General features: G+C 65.3%; 20 protein-coding genes. 10 read left to right on the top strand and 10 right to left on the bottom strand.

The window, feature by feature from the left end; all coding sequences use genetic code 11:
- Positions 1-2: 2 nt before the first annotated feature.
- Positions 3-881 (bottom strand): carbon-nitrogen hydrolase family protein, encoded by an 879-nt coding sequence (locus ACIP9X_RS13175; protein ID WP_400480197.1) that lies wholly within the window; start codon positions 879-881, stop codon positions 3-5.
- A gap of 95 nt (positions 882-976) precedes the next feature.
- Here ACIP9X_RS13175 and ACIP9X_RS13180 point away from each other — a divergent pair, with 95 nt between their 5' ends.
- The 4 genes from ACIP9X_RS13180 (at position 977) to ACIP9X_RS13195 (ending at position 3,795) form a co-directional block, all read left to right on the top strand.
- Positions 977-1,780 (top strand): FadR/GntR family transcriptional regulator, encoded by an 804-nt coding sequence (locus ACIP9X_RS13180; RefSeq protein ID WP_400480198.1) that lies wholly within the window; start codon positions 977-979, stop codon positions 1,778-1,780.
- Positions 1,781-1,895: 115 nt separating this feature from the next.
- Positions 1,896-2,096, top strand: a complete 201-nt coding sequence (locus tag ACIP9X_RS13185; RefSeq protein ID WP_400480199.1) for a hypothetical protein — start codon at positions 1,896-1,898, stop codon at positions 2,094-2,096.
- A 208-nt stretch (positions 2,097-2,304) separates the two neighbouring features.
- Positions 2,305-2,622: a hypothetical protein gene (locus ACIP9X_RS13190; RefSeq protein ID WP_400480200.1), complete on the top strand. Its 318-nt coding sequence runs from the start codon at positions 2,305-2,307 to the stop codon at positions 2,620-2,622.
- Positions 2,623-2,733: 111 nt separating this feature from the next.
- On the top strand, positions 2,734-3,795 hold the full coding sequence (locus tag ACIP9X_RS13195; RefSeq protein WP_400480201.1) for a hypothetical protein: 1,062 nt from the start codon (positions 2,734-2,736) through the stop codon (positions 3,793-3,795).
- Between the two features lie 41 nt (positions 3,796-3,836).
- Here ACIP9X_RS13195 and ACIP9X_RS13200 read toward each other — a convergent pair whose 3' ends face one another.
- Positions 3,837-4,481, bottom strand: coding sequence for a hypothetical protein (locus ACIP9X_RS13200; protein ID WP_400480202.1), 645 nt, complete (start codon positions 4,479-4,481; stop codon positions 3,837-3,839).
- A gap of 170 nt (positions 4,482-4,651) precedes the next feature.
- Here ACIP9X_RS13200 and ACIP9X_RS13205 point away from each other — a divergent pair, with 170 nt between their 5' ends.
- From ACIP9X_RS13205 to ACIP9X_RS13215, 3 genes are all read left to right on the top strand, one after another.
- Positions 4,652-6,214 (top strand): serine hydrolase domain-containing protein, encoded by a 1,563-nt coding sequence (locus tag ACIP9X_RS13205; RefSeq protein ID WP_400480203.1) that lies wholly within the window; start codon positions 4,652-4,654, stop codon positions 6,212-6,214.
- 178 nt (positions 6,215-6,392) lie between these two features.
- A complete protein-coding gene (locus ACIP9X_RS13210) occupies positions 6,393-7,505 on the top strand; it encodes a glycerophosphodiester phosphodiesterase family protein (RefSeq protein ID WP_400480204.1) in 1,113 nt (370 codons plus the stop codon).
- Positions 7,506-7,654: 149 nt separating this feature from the next.
- On the top strand, positions 7,655-8,341 hold the full coding sequence (locus ACIP9X_RS13215) for a haloacid dehalogenase type II (RefSeq protein WP_400480205.1): 687 nt from the start codon (positions 7,655-7,657) through the stop codon (positions 8,339-8,341).
- A 117-nt stretch (positions 8,342-8,458) separates the two neighbouring features.
- Here the strand turns inward: ACIP9X_RS13215 and ACIP9X_RS13220 are convergent, their stop codons facing one another.
- The 3 genes from ACIP9X_RS13220 to ACIP9X_RS13230 all read right to left on the bottom strand — a co-directional run bounded on the left by ACIP9X_RS13220 (position 8,459) and on the right by ACIP9X_RS13230 (position 11,780).
- Positions 8,459-9,400, bottom strand: coding sequence for a hypothetical protein (locus tag ACIP9X_RS13220; RefSeq protein WP_400480206.1), 942 nt, complete (start codon positions 9,398-9,400; stop codon positions 8,459-8,461).
- 446 nt (positions 9,401-9,846) lie between these two features.
- Complete coding sequence (locus tag ACIP9X_RS13225) at positions 9,847-10,929, bottom strand: TM2 domain-containing protein (RefSeq protein ID WP_400480207.1); 1,083 nt, start codon at positions 10,927-10,929, stop codon at positions 9,847-9,849.
- Positions 10,930-11,363: 434 nt separating this feature from the next.
- A complete protein-coding gene (locus ACIP9X_RS13230; protein WP_400480208.1) occupies positions 11,364-11,780 on the bottom strand; it encodes an ester cyclase in 417 nt (138 codons plus the stop codon).
- Positions 11,781-11,957: 177 nt separating this feature from the next.
- On the opposite strand from ACIP9X_RS13230, the gene ACIP9X_RS13235 reads away from it, so the two are divergent.
- Together ACIP9X_RS13235 and ACIP9X_RS13240 are read left to right on the top strand one after the other, a co-directional pair.
- Positions 11,958-12,251: a YegP family protein gene (locus ACIP9X_RS13235; protein ID WP_400480209.1), complete on the top strand. Its 294-nt coding sequence runs from the start codon at positions 11,958-11,960 to the stop codon at positions 12,249-12,251.
- A gap of 88 nt (positions 12,252-12,339) precedes the next feature.
- Entirely contained in the window at positions 12,340-14,142 is a 1,803-nt protein-coding gene (locus tag ACIP9X_RS13240) for a RecQ family ATP-dependent DNA helicase (protein WP_400480210.1), read from the top strand.
- Positions 14,143-14,241: 99 nt separating this feature from the next.
- Here the strand turns inward: ACIP9X_RS13240 and ACIP9X_RS13245 are convergent, their stop codons facing one another.
- From ACIP9X_RS13245 to ACIP9X_RS13260, 4 genes are all read right to left on the bottom strand, one after another.
- A complete protein-coding gene (locus tag ACIP9X_RS13245; RefSeq protein WP_400480211.1) occupies positions 14,242-15,144 on the bottom strand; it encodes a proline iminopeptidase-family hydrolase in 903 nt (300 codons plus the stop codon).
- Positions 15,145-15,151: 7 nt separating this feature from the next.
- Positions 15,152-15,730 (bottom strand): dihydrofolate reductase family protein, encoded by a 579-nt coding sequence (locus ACIP9X_RS13250; protein WP_400480212.1) that lies wholly within the window; start codon positions 15,728-15,730, stop codon positions 15,152-15,154.
- Between the two features lie 112 nt (positions 15,731-15,842).
- Positions 15,843-16,148: a hypothetical protein gene (locus ACIP9X_RS13255; protein ID WP_400480213.1), complete on the bottom strand. Its 306-nt coding sequence runs from the start codon at positions 16,146-16,148 to the stop codon at positions 15,843-15,845.
- A 9-nt stretch (positions 16,149-16,157) separates the two neighbouring features.
- Positions 16,158-16,871, bottom strand: coding sequence for a GAF domain-containing protein (locus ACIP9X_RS13260; RefSeq protein ID WP_400480214.1), 714 nt, complete (start codon positions 16,869-16,871; stop codon positions 16,158-16,160).
- A gap of 765 nt (positions 16,872-17,636) precedes the next feature.
- Here ACIP9X_RS13260 and ACIP9X_RS13265 point away from each other — a divergent pair.
- Complete coding sequence (locus ACIP9X_RS13265; RefSeq protein ID WP_400480215.1) at positions 17,637-18,350, top strand: GAF and ANTAR domain-containing protein; 714 nt, start codon at positions 17,637-17,639, stop codon at positions 18,348-18,350.
- A 446-nt stretch (positions 18,351-18,796) separates the two neighbouring features.
- On the opposite strand, the gene ACIP9X_RS13270 is transcribed toward ACIP9X_RS13265, so the two are convergent.
- Entirely contained in the window at positions 18,797-20,470 is a 1,674-nt protein-coding gene (locus ACIP9X_RS13270; protein WP_400480216.1) for an amidohydrolase, read from the bottom strand.
- Positions 20,471-20,475 lie beyond the last annotated feature (5 nt).

Here is a 20,475-nt window from a genome sequence, read left to right on the forward strand (position 1 = left end):
CCTTAGGAGTTGAAGGACGGAGGTGTCCAGGTCGCCGGATTGATCCGGCCCTGGTAGACGGGAAGTTCGACGGCGGCCTCGCCGTCGCGGAACTGGGACCAGGGACGGTTGAGGTTCTCGGTCCCGTGGGTCCGGACGTGTTCGACGGCGGCCAGGTCCAGGTCCGCTGTGAGCAGCACCGGGACGTCGTTCTCGGCCTCCGCGAGGGTGTTGCCCTCGGGGTCGACGATGATGCTCTTGCCCTGGCCGGTGGGGCCGGCGCAGTTGACGCTGACCACGAACACCTGGTTGACGATGGCGTTCGCCTTGGCCAGCACCAGTTCCTGCCGGCGGTCCGGCGTGGTGGTTTTGACGACGTTGAGGATGACCTCGGCGCCCATCCACGCGAGCTGGCGCGAGACTTCCGGGTACCAGGCGTCATAGCAGATGTTCAGGCCCACCCTGCCGATTCCCTTCAGGTCCACGGTGGTGAACCGGTCGCCGGGGTCATAGGGCTCGAACGGGCGCCAGGGGAAGATCTTCCGGTAGTAGCCGGCCAGCTCCCCTTCCGGCGAGAGGACCAGCTGGGTGTTGAAGAGCTGGCCTTCCGGGCCGCGTTCGCAGACGCTGCCCGGCACCAGCCAGATGCCCAGGTCCGCTGCCAGCTGCTTCAGTTCTTTGACGCGGGGTCCGCCCAGCGGCTCCGCCGACTCCTGCAGCGCCTCGGTGCGCTGCAGGTCCGGGTTGCCGTCGCCGAAGAGGTGAAGCTCCGGGAAGACCACCAGCTTGCTGTCCGGTTTTTCGGCCAGGGCTGCCTTGACCTCGTCCGCGAAGGCAGAAACGGGTTCGCCGATGAGCCGGGGTGGGGCCTGGGCGGCGACGAGGGGCAGGATGCGTTGCATGGGTTTATCTCCGGGTTGGGGTGTGATCCGGGTAATATTAGATCAGAATGATCCAATAAAGGGAAGGGGGTAAGGATGGCCGTAAAGTAGCGGATATGACCCGTCAGCTGGAGGACTCCGCAAGCACCTCTGCCAGTGGCGCGCCTTCCAGTGGCGCCTCCCCCGCCGGCGCTTCCCCCATCGGCGCCGGAACCCTCACCGGAATGGACCGCCGGAGCGCCATCGACGCCGTCCGGCTGCGGATCGGCATGGCGATTTCGCTCGGGCTGCTGAAACCCGGCGAGCGCCTGCCTGACCAGGAGGACGTGGCGCTGGGCCTATCCGTCAGCCCCATCACCGCACGCCGCGCCCTCGCGAGCCTCGCGGAGCAGGGCGTGGTGGTCCGCCGCCGCGGCCGGGGCGGCGGGACCTTCGTGGCCGATGAGCCCCCGCGCAGCGTCCTCGCCGAACTGTCGGCGTCCCCCGCGGAGTCACAGGCAGTCAACCGGCTGGTGGACCGGAGGCTGCTCTTCGAATGTGCGGTCACCCACTACGCCGCCGTCAATGCGAGCGCCGAACAGCTCGACGAACTGGACCGGCTGACCGAGGACATGGCGGCTTCCGCCAACTGGTCCGACTACCATCAGGCCGATGAGAAGTTCCACCAGCTCGTGGGAACGTCATCGGGTATGGGCACGGCTGTGGACGTCTATCACGAGACCCTTGCCGAGCTCTACGACTACTTCATCCCGTACCCCATCGAGCGGCTGCACGAGTCGAACCGGGACCACATCGCGATCGTGTCAGCCCTGAGGGCGGGCGACGGGCATGCCGCCGTCGAGGTCGCCCGCCAGCACGTGGATGTGCTGCACCGGACGATGTTCATGGGCCTGGCCGGGGGCGGAACTCAGAGCCCATAAGTCCGTCTGCCGCGGATTGTGTAAAGCGTGCTACCCCAGCCGCCAGTGCTGGGTCCCGGTTTTTCCTGCAAGGTTTCCACAGGCTTCCATCCGCTCCGTCCTCTAGTCTTGTCGCATGGCTGACGACGATTTCAAGAGGCGCCTGGACCGCGTGGATGCGCTTTACCGTGAACTCATGGAACTAAGGGAATCCGCCAAGGGCAAGGAGGAGCTTGTCCTGGCGGAACTGCGCTTAGATAACGAATGGCGGGAGCTGTACGAGTTCATGGACCTCCCGCTTTCCCGCGAAAGTGGAGCTGCTGCCCCTCCTGAGTAGACCCTCCCCGGGGTGTGCCGGGACGCCGAGTTACCTGGCCAAGCAGCTGGCCGCGGCGCGGTCACCCGGAAGGATGCTGAGGTTCAGGCGCGGCTTGCGGCATGAAGCGGCCGGACCTCGCGGATGGAACGTGTCCGCCCTGCGGGTTCGCCAGCTCTGACCTCCGCGGTGGGGCCCCGGGCTTCCCTATGCGCGGGATAATGGAGGTATGACGGATCAGGACCGGGACCTGTGGGATGAGTTCGACAGGCTCAAGCCCGCCGCTCCCGACCGTGTGCCAGGCCATCCCGGCGGGCAGCCGCAGGGCTTTGGCTTCCGCACCGGTGTGCGCAGCGCGCGGGTGGCCTTAGGCTTCGCCGTGTATGCGCTCATTCTCGGAACCGTGCTGGTCCTCACCGGTGCCGTCTTTTTCATCGCCGAGGGACGGTGGCTGATGGTCGGTCTGATGGCGGTGATCGAGGCCGTCTTCATCTTCTGGTTCCGTCAGCTCGCTCGTCAGGCGCGCAACCGCCGGGCGGCCCAATAATCGAAAGAGGCGGAAACGTAGGCGTTGCAGCCGGTTGCTCGTTTCCCTTGTAAGCGTCCGGCCACAGCAGTACCATCCCCTCACCTGACGGCTCTCGGGAAGCGGGCAACGATGCTCAGAACCGCACAAGGCAACCGCATCCGCGCCGGCGGCTTCCGCGACATGGTCACCGAACTCCTGGGCCTGTGGCTGCTGCTCGCCGTCTTCCTCGACGGCTGGGCGCACCTGAACGTCCCCGGGCTGGAGACGTTCTTTACACCGTGGCACGCGGCCCTCTACTCCGGCATGGTAGCGACGGCGGCGTGGACCGCCGTCGTGATCTGGCGGAACCGGACGCCGGGGCAGCCGCTCTTGCACGCCGCTCCGCCGGGCTACCGCGGCACCGCCGTCGGCGTCATCCTGTTCGGCACCGCGGGCGCCCTGGACCTGCTGTGGCACGAGATCCTGGGCCTCGAAGTCTCGCTCGATGCCCTGGTCAGCCCCACCCACCTGCTGCTCGGGTTCAGCCTCTTCCTCATCCTTGGCACCGGCGTCCGGAGCGCCCGGGCAGCCAGCCACAACGGAACCCCAACGTGGACGCCGGCGGCGATGTTCGCCGTCGTCCTGATGACCGGGCTGGGAGCGTTCTTCTTCGTGTACGCCTCGGCCTTCGTCCGGCCGGGGCCGACGGCCCTCTTCGCCCCGCTGCCGGTGGGCACGCCCGGCCGCCTCCAGGCGGAGCTGCCGGTGGTGGTCGGCCTGGTGAGCTACCTGCTGACCACCGCGCTGATCATCGCGCCCTTCCTCTACACGCTCGCCGCCGCGCGCCGCCCCCTCCGCGGGGTGGTCACCATGCTGGTGGTGGCGGCGGCCTGGCTTCCCGTCGTGATGGTGGGCGTGCGCCCGACGGCGGTCGCCGGAGCCGCAGGGGCAACGCTGGCCGCCGCCGCGGCTGACCTGCTGCTCACCCGGGTGCCGGCAGTGTGGCTGGGCAGGCGGCTGCCGGCGGTCACCGCCGGAATCGCGGCACTCGTGTGGACGGGTCAGCTCGTGGCGTACGCGGTGGCGGACGGAATCCGCTGGCCTGTCGCGCTCTGGCTGGGCGCCGTGGTGCTGAGCGCAGCGGTAGCCGCGGGCCTCGCCGTCGTCAGTTTCTGGGGCACGGCACGATCCCTCCCGGAGCCCGCACCATGAGCGGGAGCAGCACTAAGGCCCCCTGCTCCATCTCGAGGGCGCTAGCCCTGGACGACGTCCTTGCATGCCGGCTCAGCGTACAGCCCCCACAATGATTGCGGACCGGTGCCACCAAAAGCTTCACGATCAGTCCACAAGGCCCGGCACAGAACAAGGGAGCGCTCGAAGCTCTGGCTTATGTAGGCTTCCCAATCGGCCCGCTCCGTATCGAACGCCTGCATGTTCATCTGATATTTGAGGTGGGCAAAATGATCAAGTATTCGGTAGGAGACAGCTTCAGCCCTGGCCGACAAATTCTCTGCCGCGCGTTTCTCCTCCGGATTTTTGGCGGTTTCAGGCTCGGGCAGTTGTTTCCGGAGCCAGAAGTACGGCTGAAGATCCGTATGCTCCACGAATATCTTGTCGATCTCCTGCTGCTGTGAGTAGAGGGAGGCCGCTGTATTGCTTTCAAGAGTGTTCCTGATGCCGGAGTACTGATACGCCGCTGCGATTAGAGTGGCAGCGACGCCGGCGCCAATCAGCCAAAGTTCGAGCCTTCGGCGCTTCATGTCCCCGCTTCGTCTGGCCTGCGCGTGGGCATGTTCTGCCTCCAGGCGCGCCACCTCACTGTTCGTGGCACGGTGGATTTCCGGGGCCACAGCCTGTTTACGGTCGCGTGGCGAAGATTCTGCGTCGTTGAAATTCATCTCTCCGCTCCCCATTTAGCCGGCAATTGCGGTTCACACGCACACTTTTGAATTTTACGTATGCCGCCCCGCAGAATTCGTCATGGCTGCACTGTGGCCTGCTGCTCGTTGTTTTCCTTCCTGCCTGGCAATACCGTAAAGACACGGTCAGCCGAAGTGCAGGTGCGGGTATGCGAATTAGTCCGTGGTCGTCGTGCTGGTTTGCGTCCTGCCTCCTGGCGGTTGTTCTGGCGCTTGGCCTCGTTGCAGCCGCAGGCGCGGCCATGGAGCCCGCGGCGGGAACCGCCGTCCCGGACCAGGGCTATAAAAAGGTGGATGCCTTCCTGCAGGAGCGAATCGGCGCCATGGGTCTGCCCGGTGCCGCGATCGCCGTCGTCCAGGACGGCGAGCCGGTGCACTCTGCCGCATTTGGCGACGCCGATGAGTCAGGGCGGCCGTTGACGGCCCAGACACCGGTACTGCTCGCCTCCACCAGCAAGTCCCTCACGGCCATCGCCGTGATGCAGCAGGTCGAGGCCGGACGGCTCCGCCTGGACGAGCCCGTGAAGACCTACCTTCCCTGGTTCACGCTGCGGGACAGCCGCGCCTCGGACATCACCGTGCGCCATCTGCTGCACCAGGCCAGCGGAATGGCCGCCAAGGATACCGCTTTCGAGGGCACAGACGCGCAGGGTCCCGAGGCAATCGAACAAGGTGTTCGCGCCCTGTCAGATTCCGCTCTGGCCGGAGCCCCTGGTACGGCATTCGGTTACGCCAATGCCAACTTCAACATCCTCGGCCTCCTGGTGCAGGCGGTTTCCGGCCAAACGTTTGGGGACTACATCGAGCAGCACGTCTTCGACCCGTTGGACATGCACCACAGCCACCCGACCCGGGCAGCCGCGAAGAGCGACAACGCCGCTGCCGGCCATTCGCTGTGGTTCGGCTCATTCTGGCGCCAGACCGAGGTCCCCGCACCCACCACCGGAATGCCGTCCAGCACCATGTACGCCTCGGCGGAGGACCTGGGCCGTGAGCTCATTGCCCTGCTGAACGAGGGACAGTACCGGGACCGCCGGATCCTGAAGCCGGAGAGCGTCAAGGCCATGTTCGAGCCGCGGGTGCAGGTGGACGGCTCAAAGATGTACGCCATGGGCTGGTTCACCCGCCCGCTCGTGGAGTCCGTCGATCCCGCACTCCAGCCCCCGGACAAGGATCTGCCGCTGCTCGTGGAGCACCAAGGCGAATGGGGCAACTCGCACACCTACCTCGCACTGGTTCCGTCCTCAGGCCTCGGCGTTGCCCTGGTCATCAACGCGAACGACACATCGGCCCCATCACGCCTCAAGGCCATCGACACCAACATCCTCAGAATCCTCCACGGGCAGGAGCCGGTGCCCGCGGTGGTCCAGGAGGACTGGCTGCAGCGCTACAGCTGGGCAGTCGCCCTGGCACTGCTGGTGGCGCAACTGCTGAGCCTGGTGCTGGCGTTGCGGATACTGCTTCGAACCTCAGCCATCGCCACGGGAAAACGGCGGCTTCTATTAACTGCGCTGGCCGCGCTCGTGCTCGACGCCTTTGTGCTCTGGCTGTGCCTGTCCTACGCCCCCACAAAGTTCGACACAAATCTTGCCGTCATCGTCCGGCAGTTTCCGGACGTCGGCGTCACCCTGATTCCCGCGCTCGGGCTGGCCATCCTTTGGGCGATCCCGCGCACCATTTGGCTGCTGCTCAGGATGAGAAACGGCATTTGAGCCGGGTCCAGGAGTGTCCGGACGGACCCGTGGATTCGGGGCTTTACGGACACAGGTACGCGTCGGCCCTGTTCACCTCGGCGCTACCTGCAGTCACGGTGTTCGCCATCTGGCCTTCCTAGTGTGAACGGGTCGGCGGCTCAGCGCCGGCACCCGTCATCCCGGAGGAACCACGAGCATGCGCAAAGTCCTGACCGCAGCGGCAGCAGCCGCCCTTCTCACCGCACTGGCGAGCCCCGCCCTTCTCACCGCACTGGCGAGCCCCGCCGTTGCCGCACCGACGGCGAAAGCCGGCAACGCGCCGTCGTCGGACGCCGGCACCTTGCGACCGGCGCCCACAACTTCGATCAAGACGAACGAGCGCAACGGCTCGTTTGACCTGCAGTCGCACCGCGGCGGCCGCGGCGAGTGGACCGAGGAATCGCTGGCGGCGTTCGCGAAGTCGCTGGAGCTGGGCGTGAGCACGCTGGAGCTGGACACGCACCTGACCGAGGACGGCAAGGTCATCGTCTGGCACGACGACACGATCCAGGCCAGCAAGTGCATCGACACCGCCCCGGCCGCCCCCGGCGACGCCGAGTTCCCCTACGTCGGCGACCGCGTGGCAGACCTGTCGCTGGCCCAGATCAAGACCCTGAACTGCGGCCACACCCAGCTGGCCGGCTACCCGGAGCAGGACGTCATCGAGGGCAACCGGATCGTCGAGCTCAGGGACGTGTTCCAGCTGGTCCGCGACTTCGACGCGAAGAAGGTCCGCTTCAACGTGGAGACCAAGGTGGAGAGCGGCCGGGCCGGCGGCGAAGGCTCGGTGGCGCTCACCAAGGCCGTGGTCGCCGAGATCTACACGGCGGGCATGTCGGGCCGCACCACCCTGCAGTCCTTTGACTGGTCCACGCTGAACCTGGCCAGGAAGATCGCGCCCCAGCTGCCGCTCGTCGCGCTCTCCAGCGGCGACGCCTGGCTGCAGGTCGGTAAGCCCGGCGCCGCGCCCGAGCTGGGCGGCATCGACATCGACGACTACGACGGCTCCCTCGCCAAGGCTGCCAAGGCCCAGGGCTACGACATCATCTCCCCCACCTTCCGCTCGGTCACGCCGCAGATGATCGCCGAGGCGCATGAGTTCGGCCTGCCCGTCATCCCCTGGACAGTGAACAACACTGCAGACATGGCGCGCCTGATGGACCTCGGCGTGGACGGCATCATCACCGACTACCCCACCCGCCTGCGCACCCTCATGGACGAACGCGGCCTGAAGCTGCCGAAGGCGTACGAGCTGGAGGGGTCCCCCTAGGGCACACCGCCTTCAGCGAGTACGACGGCGGGCCGTCCCCTTCGGGGGCGGCCCGATCCGCATCCACCGCCACGCCCACCCAGGGACTACCGCCCGCGCTCCCCGCACGTAAGACTGGGCATGACCAGCCGCTGCAGAAGGAGCCATCCGTGCGAACCGCCCCGTCCGTCATCGTCTTCGACGTCAACGAAACACTGTCCGACATGTCCCCGCTGGCTGACCGCTTCGCCGAAACCGGCGCCCCGGCGTCGCTCGCCAAGCTGTGGTTCGCAACGCTGCTGCGTGACGGCTTCGCCCTCACGGCGGCTGGGGACAACAGTTCGTTCGCCGAGATCGGGGCGGAGGCCCTGCGCGGACTGCTCGCCGGACAGGACCTCACCATGGAGACGGACGCGGCCGTGGACCACATCATGCAGGGCATGGCCGGGCTGGAAGTCCACGGCGACGTGCCCGACGGGGTGTCCGTCCTGAAAGCTGCGGGCTACCGGCTCGCGACGCTGACCAACGGCTCCACTGACGTCGCCGAGAACCTCTTCAATGCCGCCGGGATACGGGACAGCTTCGACCGCCTGCTGTCCGTGGATGACGCACCTGCCTGGAAGCCTGCCCGCGGCGCCTATGACTATGCTGCTGCAGCCTGCGGCACGGATCCCGAGCACATGCTCCTCGTGGCGGTCCACCCCTGGGACATCCACGGCGCCGCGCGGGCCGGACTCAACACGGCGTGGATCAACCGCTCCGGCGCGCCCTACCCTGCCTACTTCACCGAACCGGACTACGCAGTGACGTCCCTGCGGGACCTCGCCGGCGCGTTGAAAGGCGACCTCCACGCCTGACCCCGCTGCGGAGCCCGCCCAGGTAGGAGCGCCGGACTCAGCGCATGCAAAGCGCAGGAGATGGCGCTGCACCAAGTGCAGCGCCATCTCCACGATCCGATGACGGATGGCTTGGATCTACTGCCGCAGCATGCTCCTGCGCGCTGCCCACAGACCAGCGATAGCGAGAGCAGCCACAAACCCTCCCAGCAGCAAAGGAGCAGGTTCGGAAGGGTCAGCTCCGCCGGCTGCCGTTTGCACGTTCAGTCCTTGGTTGCTGGCCACGGCACTACCGCTTGCCTGCTCCAGCTGGCCCTCCTGTCCTGGCATTCCCAGCTGCCCCAGCTGGCCCAGCTCGCCCGCCTGTGCTGACATCCCCTGCGCGAGCTGGCCCGTCTCTCCGTTCAATTCCAGCTGCCCCAGGTGGCCCACCTGACCTGACGATTCGCGCTGCCCCGAGGCCACTGACGTCACTGGCGCAATCGGGGTCGGGGTCGGGGTTACTGACACTACCGGCGCTACCGGCTGCTCCGGTTTGCCCGTGAGCTCCGTGGGTGCGACAACAGGAACACAGCCGTTCTCGAACGTCGCCTTGCCGGTGGCGTCGAAATTCAAGCCAGCAGGCAGGACACTGTTAGGCGGGATGATGTCACCGCTGTGGCCTGCGTGTCCGTTAAGCCCGCTAAGGCTGATGCTGATGCTAGCGAACGGGTTGCGGGCCGAGCCTGTGGCGTGACAAATGTCAATCTTTTCCGTTACAGGTGGTACCGGCCGCTCGGGTTGTGCCGGGGCCCGCACAGGTGCGACGACAGGTACGCAGCCGTTCTTGTAGGTCGCTTCGCCGGTGGCGTCGAAATTCAAGCCAGCTGGCAGGACACTGTTGGGCGGGATGATGTCACCGCTATGGTCTCCATGCCCGTTAAGCCCGTTGAGGCTGATGTTGATGGTGACAAACGGGTTGCTGGCCGCGCCCGTGGCATGACATATGTCAATCGTCTCTGCGGGCGCTGCGACCGCAATTGGCGCGCCACTCAGAGAGAGCAAACCCGCAATTCCCAGGGTTCCAAGTGCACGTCTCATTTTCTTCTCCTAAAGATGAAGTTCCGCCAGGCAGCCGCGTCTTCTGAACATGCTGCGGAGCCCTCCTCCTACAGCCCACCGCCGCCGTTGGGCACGGTCACGTGGTGGTGTTCTAGGTGCGGAAGCTGACAGCCCCCATAACTGGTCAACTTGGTGCTCTGCCAACGCCCTCGTCGAGAGGGGAAAGCAGGCGTAAACACTTGAACGTTATAGTGTCGCGTCGGCCGGAAGGTAAGAAAGCTTGCTGTGTTACCCCATCGTTATATAAGTAGCCTTATTATTACCTTTTTGGAAGGATCATCCACTCGAAAAGGGTGCGTTTACGCAGGTCAGCGGCCGAAACACCTCGCGGTGCTACAAACAGATCGCCCCGCCGGACGTGAGTCCGGCGGGGCGATCTGTTCTTCCGTGCGGCAGCCAGCCACCCAGCCTTCTGCGCGGAGCTGCTACTTGGCCGTGATGGTCCAGTCGCCGTCGGAGTTGACCTGGACGAAGCCGGGGGTCAGCTGCACGGTGCCGTTGAAGGCGCCGATCTTGTTGACGGCAAGTTCCGGGATCTCGCTGCCGAAGCCCTGCACCAGGAAGCTGCCTTCGCCCTTGTTGGTGATGGCAGCCCTGTCGCTGGGCGCGTCCCAGTAGAGGACCATGTCGCCGCTGCCGCTCGCCATGCCCGTTGAGGCGGGGACGCTGTCGATGTCCTCGATTTTCAGGGTCCAGGCGGAGTCGGCGCTGATGGCGAATTCAGTGGTGGGCACACCTGCGCTGGTGTCCACGAGGTGCGAACCGGCGTAGGCGCCAGTTGTGTTCACCAGCAGCATCTCGGCGCCGTTGGTTTCCAGGACGGTGTTGCCGCTGCAGGCTCTGCACGTGAACGTCACGACGGCCGGAACGCCCTTGAGGTCAACCGTCTTGACGTCGTCGCCCGTGCCCGTCAGCGTCTGCGCCTCCAGCCGCGGCCGGTCTTCCCCGGCAGCTGCTTCCTCGGACGCCGTCGGTTCCCCGGAGGAACCGGGGGCGCCCGTCTCGGTGACAGGCGCCGCGGAGACGATCGGCGACGTGGACGCCTGCTGGATCGCCACGGCAGCAGCGAGCCCGATGAACACGCTCATCACCAGGCTGACCGCGAGGAGGACAACCGAGAGGATGACGGCTGCCTTCTTGTGCTGCACATACCCGGCCAGCGGTTGCCGGTTCTTGTCCGTCTGCTTGCCGGCGAGGGTGATGACCAGGTCCACCAGCGACCAGATGCCCAGGCCGCCAAGGGTCAGCAGCTTGGCGGTGCCCGTGCCGACCTTTCCAAGGTAGAAGCGGTCCACGCCCAGGCCGCCCAGGAACAGCGAGAACAGCCAGGCCGCGAGGAAGGACTTCTGTGGAGCTGCGCCATACCCATACTGGCCCGTGCCGAACTGCTGGCCGCCGTACCACTCGCCTGTCCCGTACTGCTGTCCCCCCGGGAACCCGGGCGCACCGTAGGTGGTGTAATCGGGGGCCGGCGGTGGTGGTGGCGGGGTTTGGCCGGGCTGGCTCATGGCGTCCTTTCAAGGCTGGCGACGGCAGGGGTCACCGAATGGCGGGTTAGGAAGGTGGGTGCGGGGGCTGACGCTGGTGGGTGCTCGACCGGTGAGGCGGACCGCCGGTTCTGCAGAAAGGAGAGGTGGAAAGGGGAGGCTGCGGGTAACGCTGGGGTGCGCTGACTGCCCAACGCTGTTTTCGCGGATTTACAAGGCTTTTATGGCTTGCTCATGCGCTGATGTCCCCCAGTTTGACGCTCCGGCGTCTCCGCCCCTGAAGGGATAGTACACGGGCGGGGAGAGTCAAAACAGCAGTGTCCACGCAGGTGCGGTTAAGGTCACCGGAGTGTTCTTTCACACGCGCCCCAGCGGACGCAAAACGGCCATGACGACGGCGGCCCGCAGCCGCCGTCGTCGTGCTGCGAAGGCGCTTCTGGCAGCCTCGGGGACAGCTACCGGGGCACGGCTCCGATCTGCTGCATCAGACCCAGCATGTCCGTGGATCCCCAGTGTTCGGCGACCTTGCCGTCCTGAAGGCGGATGATGTCGATCCCCGAGAATTCAACCGTCCTGCCGCTCGCCGGGATGCCCGCGAAGTCCCCTTGGTGGGTGCCTGCCAGCGTGACGTAGGCGCATTCCAGGTTCGCGTCGGTCAGCGAGGGTTCGGTGGCTTTGACGGTGAGGTCCGGAAAGGCCGAGCGGACGGTGTTGGCGTAGAACTTCACGCCCTCCTTGCCCTCGGGCTGCCCGGGCATGCGCTCCTCGTGGTCGACGTAGTCATCCAGGACCAATTCGTCGATTAAGGAGAAATCACCGCCCACGATTACTTCGTTGTAGAAGCGCTGTATCAGTCCAGTTCCGTCAGCCATTTCAGGCTCCTTCATGGTTCCTATTGGGGCAGCTAGATTTTCCCACTCAGGGGTGGGGGCAACAATGACGAATTGCTTCCTTGATCCCGGACACAACAAGGCAGTTCATGCGGCGGGAAGGGGCGCAAAATAGAGTGAGGGGATACACGCAAGCGCAGCACGAATGGAGGGATTGTCATGGCTGGACACTTCGAAATCATTGATGCTCCGGACGGCCGCGGCTTCCGCGTCAGACTTCTGGATGGCGCAGGCGCCTTGGTGGCGACCTCGATGAAGTACCCGACCAAGCGGGCCGCCGTTGCCGGGATTTCCGCAATCAGGGAGGTCGCCGGGACTGGCCTTATCCGCGACATGAGCCGCGGCGGCCACGGGGAAGTCATCATTCCCAAGTCCAGGCCTGCCCAGGCAACGGCGAGACTCCACTCCCACACGCGGTTTCCGGCGACGGACCGGGGTCTGAGGTCTCTCTAATCTCTTGCCTGTAGGGGCTTACTGGCAGGTAGGCTGGATTCACGGCTGAAGACACCCGGCCAATGGACCGCCCTTACGGAGCTGCACCATGACCGAGGCCCTCGCCCCCGCCGCTAATGACCAACCAGCCGCCAGCGCCTTAGACGCTGACGCCGGCACCATCCCTGACGAAAAGACAGACCCCGACGCCGGCCTCCGCCAGCTGGCTGCCGACACCTTCGGGCTCGCCCGCCTCCAGGACGGCCAGCTCGCCGGGATGCGCGCCCTTATCCAAGGCCGCGACGTCCTGGCCGTGATGCCCACCGGCTACGGGAAGTCGGCCATCTACCAGGTCGCCGCGCACTACCTTCATCGGGCTGCCAAGGCGGGCCCGGACGCAGGCGCCGCCAACGGCGCAGGTCCGGCCAACAGCGCAAGGCGGGGTCCCGCCGTCGTGGTTTCCCCGCTGATCGCCCTGCAGGAGGACCAGCTGGACGGCCTGCTGGAGGACATGGGCGGGGAGGCCGCCGTCGCCGTGAACTCGGGCCGGAAGGATTCCGAGGTGGGCGACGCCTGGGAGGCCGCCGAGCGCGGGGACGCCACGTTCCTCTTCCTCGCGCCCGAGCAGCTGGCCAAGACCGAGACGGTGGAGCGCCTCGCGGCCATGGACGTCTCGCTGTTCGTGGTGGACGAGGCGCACTGCGTTTCCTCGTGGGGCCACGACTTCCGGCCCGACTACCTGCGCCTCGGCGAGGTCCGGGGGCAGCTGGGGAACCCGCCCGTCGTCGGGCTCACGGCGACGGCCTCTCCTCCGGTCCGCGACGAAATCCAGCAGCGCCTGCGCATGGAGGACCCGCTGGTCCTGGTGCACGGCTTCGACCGCGCAAACATCCGCCTGGAGGTGCTGCGCCACCTCGGGGACAGGGACAAGCGCCGCGCCGTGGTGGAGCAGGTGGCCGAGCTCAAGGGACCGGGCCTGCTCTACGCCGCAACGCGCAAGGACACGGAGGAGTACGCGGCGGAGCTCACCGAACGTGGGCTGCGTGCCGAGGCGTACCACGCCGGTCGGAAGCAGAGCGAGCGGGACAGCGTCCACGAGCGGTTCCTCGACGACGAGCTCGACGTGGTGGTGGCGACCACCGCGTTCGGCATGGGCATCGACAAGCCCAACGTCCGCTTCGTCCTCCACGCCGACATCCCCGAGTCCCTCGACAGCTACTACCAGGAGATCGGCCGCTCCGGGCGGGACGGCGATGCTGCCCTCGCCGTGCTCCACTACCGGCCAGAGGACCTCGGCCTGCGCAAGTTCTTCGGCACGCACACCCCGGACGAGGAATCTCTGCTGACCGTCCTCACAGCCCTGCGCGCCGCCGACGGCCCGGTCACCCAGAAGGCGCTCGCCGAGCAGACGGACATGTCCCCGCGGAAACTCACCGGCCTGCTGAACCAGTTGCAGGAAACCCGCTCGGTCAAAACCGGCAAGCGCGGCATCCGGCTGGAGGTGGGCGCCAAACTGCCCAAGGTGGTGGAGCGCGCCGTCGAACTCGCCGAAGCACGCCAGCGCGTGGACCGGTCGCGGATCGAGATGATGCGCGGCTATGCCGAGACAGACGCCTGCCGCCGCCAGTTCCTGCTGGGCTACTTCGGCGAGGACCTCCCCGAGCCCTGCGGCAACTGCGACACCTGCACCAACGGTTCCGCCCAGGAGGAGGATTACGACGGCGGTGCCGCGGCTGCCGCGGGCGGGGAACCATTTTCGCTCCAGGCCGCGGTGGTGCACAAGGAATGGGGGCCGGGCATCGTGATGCGGCACGAGGAGGATGTGATCACGGTGCTCTTCGAGCAGGAGGGCTACAAGACGCTCTCCCGCCAGGCCGTGACCGAGGGCAAGCTCCTGACCCTCGCGAAGTAACTGATCGCCGCCGCACCCAACTAGGTAGCAGCTGAGGCCGTTCCCAGCGCTGGGAACGGCCTGAAGTGCTACCTAGTTGGGGAGTTTGGGGGCGTTGGCCTATGACTCATTCTTGCTGGCCACCTGTTCCGCCCGCTGCAGGAAGTCCCGGAGCACCTGCAGGTAACGTTCCGGTTCCTCCAGATGCGGTACGTGGCTGCTCTCTTCGAAGATTTCCAGCTCCGACCCCGGCGTCATGCTGTGATACAGCGTGGTCTCCTCCGGGCGGGTTTCCCCGTAGCGGCCGCAGATGTAGAGCGTGGGAACAGTGATTTCGCTGAGGCGTCCGGTGATGTCGTAGTCCTTGTGGGTCCCGGTGATCATAAACTCGCTGGGCCCCTGCATGTGCTCGTAGATGGCCAGGTTGGCTTGGCTGAACGAGCGCAGCAGCGGCTCCGGCCAAGGATCCAGCCGGCAGGCGTAGCGCCTGTTGAACTCCATCGACGCCTCCTGGTACTCCTCGGAGTCCATCGTGCCTGACGCCTCGTGGCGGTCAAGCACCTCACGCACCTCTGCCGGAAGAGCGGCGCGCAGGGCCGCGGCGCCGGCCGCGAAGAGCGGCATGCTGAGCACCGGGTCGGACAGGATCAGGCTGCACAGGCGCCCGGGTGCCCGGAGGGCAACTTCTGCCGCGGGCATGGTTCCCCAGGACTGGCCCAGCAGGTGGACGCGTGCCAGCCCTGTGGCGTCCAGGACTCGTTCGAGTTCGTCCACCAGACGGTCATTGGTCCATAGTTCGACGTCATCCGGCGCGTCCGACTTTCCCGCCCCGAGCTGGTCATAGAACACCACCGGCCGGTCTTCGGCCAGTGCCTCCAGCGGTTCCAGATAGTCGTGGGTGGCACCGGGACCGCCGTGGACGGTGACCAACGGAAGGCCGGGTCCGGCGCCTACGATCTTGTACCAGACCCGACCGCCCGGTACGTCGACCCGGCCCTCCGTCACCTTCGAATCCTGAACCATTGCATCCTCAACTCCTCGCCCGGAGCCCGTACACCAGCTCGACCAGTCCCTGGTCGTACGTTGTTGCGCTCTGACGGTCCAGCAGGTTCGGGCCCTGCTCCGGCGGAAAGACGCCCCGCCCCGCACCAATGGCGATCGGCATCACGACCAGCCTCACCTGATCCACTTCGCCGGCGGCCAGGAACGTTCCGGCCAGGGTTAGGCTGCCCCAGACCACGATGTCGCCGTCGGTCTCGCTCTTGAGCCGCCGGATCACCTCGACGGCGTCACCGGATTCGACCGTCGCTTCCGGCATGTCTCCCCACGGGGCGCTCTTAAGCCGACTTGAGAAAACGACACGGCGGAGCCCATTGAGTGCCGGCGTGATGATTTCGTCTTTGGATGCCGGCGTTGGCCAGTACTCGACGAACATCCGGTAGGTGTTTGCCCCGAGGACCATGGTGTCGACGGTTTCGAGCCACTTCAGCTGGCTTCGGTCGAATTCGGCAGTACCTCCATCCAGCAGTTCATAGAAGGTGAACTCGTTGTTGGCGTCTGCCGCAAACCCGTCCGCGCTTACAAACTCCTGGACCACCAGTTGCCCCATGATCGGCTCCTCGCTCCTGTGACTGCGTGGACTCTACGCCGACGTCTCTCCCCCATCAACCCCTCGAAGTCGCTGAAAGTCCCATGGCAGGTGGAGGGCCCTATGTTCGGTCCTACAAGGCCTTATCCTCCTGCGCCGGGTTACGTCCTTGGCTGGGCTTGGTCCCGTTTTTGCTGTAAGGCGCCATACGCCGCGGGGGCAGCTCTTTGATCAGTTCATTGACGGCATGGGCGACGAGGTCACGCTCGTGGGCTGGCAGTTCCATTGACCCGTTCAGGTAGGCATCGATCTCGTACTCGCCTGCGGTGCCTGTAAAGCTGAAATAGCGGATCCAGACAGCACTCATAGGAAGCCCGGCTTCTTCCATGGCTTCCCGGGTTGCTTGTGCTTGTTCATCCGGTTCATCGAATGCCACCACCGGGGACTCCTACTGGTTGGTCGTTCCGCTAACGATTTCCCTTGCTACAGCATGTAGAGGCTTATGCTCTTCCCGGGAAGCCGACAGCATGACGGTGAACGCTTCACGCGATGTGATGTTCATTCGCTCGATCAGTACACCTTCAGCCCTGGAAATCATGTCGCGGTTTGCCAGGGCTTCCACCAGCTGCGAACTCAGCCGCTGCATGGCTTTCCTGTCCCGGGCGTTACCGAGCACGATGGCGGCAGGGGCGGCCAGCCGCTCGATGAGGAAAACCGAGTGTTCGTCAAAAGCCTGAGGGAGCGGTGAATAGACCTTGAAGGCTCCGATGCGTCTTCCCTCGGTGGTGAGAGGGGCACTTAGAACAGACCGGAGGGGAAGATCCGCAACTGCCGCCGTCCATTCGGGCCAGCGCGTCTCTTGCCTCGTGTCCCCGACGATGATGGCGCGCTGTTCTGCCCAGGCGCTCAGACACGGTCCCTGGCCGAGCTCGTATTGTAGTTTGTCCGCCTGCAGCACCACCGGGTCAGTTGCCCCGGCGCTTTCTCTGCGGCCGCGGGCGTTGATGAGCGAAGCGCCGGCTCCTGCTGAATTGGGTACAGAGTCCTTGAGTACGTACGCCAAAGATTGCACAGCTTTGGACGCGTTCTCCTCGGTGAGGAAACCACCTGCCATCTGTCCCGTCAGCGCAGCGAACTCGTTTGCTAGGGGAAGATTGTCCATTGCTTTCTCACCTCTGTCGTGCCCGGGACAGCCCGGGCTGCTGCGGAATCTGACGGTTTCATTTTGTGGGTCCACTTGCCCAGCAGAGACTCAAAGTGGCAGGCAAAGAGTCCTCACCGGTAAACAGCGGCATGAAGCAAACACGGGAGCTGTTACAGATCCTCCCGTTCGCTGCTCCACGCACGCCGATCACCAAGCCGTCCCACTAAAAATTCTAGTCTTATCAATTTCCAATGCCCCTTCTTCATCGGGATTCAAAGTGGAACGCGCGCCAATGATTGGCTGGGCGCTTCTGGTTGCGGTCAACCTCGTGTGCTGAGCGCCTGTGGAAAAGCGACGTCAGGAATCATCGAGCCACGGAGCAGTCCCAGCGATCAGAACTGGCAAGATTCGCGCAGCAGAAAGCCAATGGGAGGATTGGAAGAAACCATCAATTTAGCAATTCATCAGTTCCTCAATTTCCCGAATTACGAGTCTTACTCGTCGGCACGTCCGTCACGGACACGAAAATTGTGAGGATGCCCCGCCTGTTTGCGCTGATTCCGTAATTGCCATTTCTTGGCCGCACTCTCTCGCGGCGCGGGCCCTTCGCTGAGATGATTATCGTAAGTGGATGCGGCAAGCCAACACCGGCATGCCAGTCCTTCCCGCCAGCGAAAGGAAGAGGCTCGTGCCCGCCTCATCAGCCACCCCTGCCTGGGAAGTACCCTCATGCCGACCGTGTCCCCGTCGGCCATCCCGGCACCAAGCGACAGCCAGGCCCTAATGGAAACCCATCCGCCCCTCGCTGACGAACTCGCGGCACAGACTGCGCGGATTGCAGACCTTTTGCTGAGCCGCGACACCGTAAAGGACAGTGTCCAGGCACTGGCGCACGCCCTCAAGGAAGCGATCCCCGGGACCGCAGGGGCCGGCGCCAGCCTGATGGACACCCGCGGCCAGCGCATCAGCACCGCCTCCACTGATGCCGTTACCCTGCAGGCAGACCAGCTGCAGTACGAACTCCGGCAGGGGCCCTGCCTGACGGCCTGGGCCCAGGAGGCAACGGTGACAATGCAGGACAGTCACACGGAACACCGCTGGCCCGCGTGGACCCGCGCCATTGCGGACCTCCCACTGCGTTCGGCCATCAGCACTCCGCTTGCCACTCCTGACGGGGCCATCGGGGCGTTGAAAATCTACTCCCCCGCCCCGAACGGCTTTGGCCCCAAGTCGGTCCGCCTGCTCGAACTGCTCGCCCGCCCTGCCGCGCTGATTCTTGCGAACGCCCAGGCCCGCGACACTGCCCAGCGCCTGAGCGACGGCATGATCGCCACACTGGGCGCCCGTGATGCCGTCGGAACGGCCACCGGCATCATCATGGAACGCCTTCACCTCAGCCGGGACCAGGCCGTCGCCGCGCTCATCACAGCGTCCCGCCGGAGGAACCAGCCACTGCACCTGCTCGCCCGGGACATCATCGACGGCGCCGAGATATAACATTAGGCCCGCTCACTCCCACCATGCAGGAAAGCGAGCCTAAATATGCTCCTTCCGGCAGCCCGCCCCGTGCGTCACAGGGTCCGGGGCCTATCCCCATAGGAACTGCATTGAAACTTCAATGAACAGGCCAGCAATCCCTTCGACCAGGGCTTAACAGATCACCGACGGCGGGACCGTGCGAACGGTTCGGCTCCGAACGGGAGTACCGCCGTCAGATTCAGTCTCTGCTGTCGACCGGTGTTCTCCTCGACGAGGGCATGGTGTACTTTGATGCGCGTCTCTCCCGCAACCACCCGACGGTTGAGGTACGCATCGCGGGTGTCTGCATGGACGCCACGCATGCCACCGCAATCGCCGCCCTCGTTCGGGCACTCGTAGAATGCGCGGCCAAGGAATGGCGGGCCGGCACTGGGCCGGGAGCAACTCGGGGAGCTCCGTTTATGTCACCGAGTTTGGTCCCCTCCGGAGCTCGTCCCAGCTGTACGGTGCACGTACGTTGGCCGACCGGCCAGCCAAGTTCCGAGGACTTCGATATCAGCGAGCCGGTCGTTCTGGACCTGCATGGGGTTCGCCGAGAGCAGGGTCAAGTCGGCACGCATCCCGGGGAGAAGCCTGCCCCATTCCTGCTCAGCAAAGGCTTGGTGTGCAACTCCGGAAGTGTACGCTGCCAGTGCCGTTTCAACGTCTACACGCTCGTCAGGTATCCAGCCGGACGCGGGAACGTGATCAGCGGTTTGCCGGGTGACTGCTGTTGCGAGTCCGGGGACCGGGTGGTGTCCGGTAACCGGCCAGTCGCTGCCGAAGGAGAGCGGGATTCCGGCTTTGGCGAGTGAAGCGATCGGATACTGCAGTTGCGCGCGGGGGCTGCCCAGCCGGGGAATGGTCAGAAGTTGCATGACCTCGTCCGCGCAGGCCCAGAGCGGCTCAAAGTTGGCCACAACACCCAGATCCGCCAGGCGGGGAATGTCGTGCGGATCGACAACCTGCAGGTGCGCGATCACAGGCCTGCGGTCCCGGGCTCCGTTGCGGTGCCGGATTTCTTCCAGGGCGTCCAGGGCCATGCGTACGGCGGCATCGCCGATGGCGTGCAGGTGAAGCTGAAATCCGAGAGCGTCAAACTGCGTCATCGCGTCGTGCAGGTCGGCGGGTTCCCAGTTGGGCAGGCCTGCCTCTCCCGGTGAGTCTGTGTAAGGGGCCAGCATGAAGGCGGTGCGGCTTTCGATGATGCCGTCCAGAAAGAATTTGACCGTGTTGGCAGTGAGCATGGGACTAGCCAGCTCTTGGATACCGTGGCGGGCTCTTTCGAACTCGAAGGGCTGGTTCGTCCAATCTTGAGGATTGGCACGGAATGCCAGGTTGATTCTGGCGCTCAGCCGGCCGGCATCGGCGGCGGCCAGATATGCAGGGACGTCTTCCAGCTCCACCCAGGCATCCTGGATCCAGGTCACGCCAGCTGCGGCATATCGTGCAGTCGCGGATTCCAGAGCATTGACACGTTCGTCCAAGGTGTATCCGGGCGCGACTCGGAGAACAAGGTCGATCGCGCCTGCTTCCAGGAGCGTGCCGCATGGAGATCCGTCCGGCCGTCGCACGATCCTGCCAAGTGCCGGCTCCGGCGTGCCGGCATCGATGCCGGCGGCGCGGAGTGCCGCCGAGTTCACCCATACGGTGTGGTAGTCCCACGACTTCAGCAGGACCGGCCGGTCCGGTACGGCGGCATCGAGCCATTCGGCGTCGAAAACCCCGTCGGGTGCAAGGGTTGCATCGTAGCTGGCCCCCACGATCCAGCTGTCTGTCGGGTGGGAGTCCGCCCATTTACGGACGGCTTCGGCGATTTCGGTCACGGACGTGCAGGACCGGATTTGCGGGCCCATCTCTTCCAGTCCGCCGAGAAGGGGATGGGCGTGGCCATCGGCGAATGAAGGCGATAGGTGGCCGCCGTCGAGGTCCACCGTCTCGTCCGCCAGAGATGCCAATGCGAGTGCTTCCATGCCAACTGCTTCGATCACTCCGTCGCGTACCGCCAGCGCCGTTATAGGCGGACCCGCCTCTGTCCCTTGGCCTTGCGAGTGGTAGGACGGTGCAATGGTGCCGCCCAGAAAGAGGGTCAAAGCCATGGGAA

Origin of the sequence: Arthrobacter sp. NPDC093125 (genome assembly GCF_044754225.1) — a bacterium.
Taxonomy (GTDB): domain Bacteria; phylum Actinomycetota; class Actinomycetes; order Actinomycetales; family Micrococcaceae; genus Arthrobacter.

Bases quoted from the DNA above. Each gene is read 5' to 3' on its own strand.
- ACIP9X_RS13185 (WP_400480199.1), top strand. From the start codon at position 1,896: ATGGCTGACGACGATTTCAAGAGGCGCCTGGACCGCGTGGATGCGCTT.
- ACIP9X_RS13190 (WP_400480200.1), top strand. From the start codon at position 2,305: ATGACGGATCAGGACCGGGACCTGTGGGATGAGTTCGACAGGCTCAAG.
- ACIP9X_RS13235 (WP_400480209.1), top strand. From the start codon at position 11,958: ATGGCTGGACACTTCGAAATCATTGATGCTCCGGACGGCCGCGGCTTC.
- ACIP9X_RS13225 (WP_400480207.1), bottom strand. From the start codon at position 10,929: ATGAGCCAGCCCGGCCAAACCCCGCCACCACCACCGCCGGCCCCCGAT.
- ACIP9X_RS13245 (WP_400480211.1), bottom strand. From the start codon at position 15,144: ATGGTTCAGGATTCGAAGGTGACGGAGGGCCGGGTCGACGTACCGGGC.
- ACIP9X_RS13195 (WP_400480201.1), top strand. From the start codon at position 2,734: ATGCTCAGAACCGCACAAGGCAACCGCATCCGCGCCGGCGGCTTCCGC.
- ACIP9X_RS13180 (WP_400480198.1), top strand. From the start codon at position 977: ATGACCCGTCAGCTGGAGGACTCCGCAAGCACCTCTGCCAGTGGCGCG.
- ACIP9X_RS13230 (WP_400480208.1), bottom strand. From the start codon at position 11,780: ATGGCTGACGGAACTGGACTGATACAGCGCTTCTACAACGAAGTAATC.
- ACIP9X_RS13220 (WP_400480206.1), bottom strand. From the start codon at position 9,400: ATGAGACGTGCACTTGGAACCCTGGGAATTGCGGGTTTGCTCTCTCTG.
- ACIP9X_RS13270 (WP_400480216.1), bottom strand. From the start codon at position 20,470: ATGGCTTTGACCCTCTTTCTGGGCGGCACCATTGCACCGTCCTACCAC.
- ACIP9X_RS13250 (WP_400480212.1), bottom strand. From the start codon at position 15,730: ATGGGGCAACTGGTGGTCCAGGAGTTTGTAAGCGCGGACGGGTTTGCG.
- ACIP9X_RS13175 (WP_400480197.1), bottom strand. From the start codon at position 881: ATGCAACGCATCCTGCCCCTCGTCGCCGCCCAGGCCCCACCCCGGCTC.
- ACIP9X_RS13200 (WP_400480202.1), bottom strand. From the start codon at position 4,481: ATGAATTTCAACGACGCAGAATCTTCGCCACGCGACCGTAAACAGGCT.
- ACIP9X_RS13205 (WP_400480203.1), top strand. From the start codon at position 4,652: ATGCGAATTAGTCCGTGGTCGTCGTGCTGGTTTGCGTCCTGCCTCCTG.
- ACIP9X_RS13265 (WP_400480215.1), top strand. From the start codon at position 17,637: ATGGAAACCCATCCGCCCCTCGCTGACGAACTCGCGGCACAGACTGCG.
- ACIP9X_RS13240 (WP_400480210.1), top strand. From the start codon at position 12,340: ATGACCGAGGCCCTCGCCCCCGCCGCTAATGACCAACCAGCCGCCAGC.
- ACIP9X_RS13210 (WP_400480204.1), top strand. From the start codon at position 6,393: ATGCGCAAAGTCCTGACCGCAGCGGCAGCAGCCGCCCTTCTCACCGCA.
- ACIP9X_RS13260 (WP_400480214.1), bottom strand. From the start codon at position 16,871: ATGGACAATCTTCCCCTAGCAAACGAGTTCGCTGCGCTGACGGGACAG.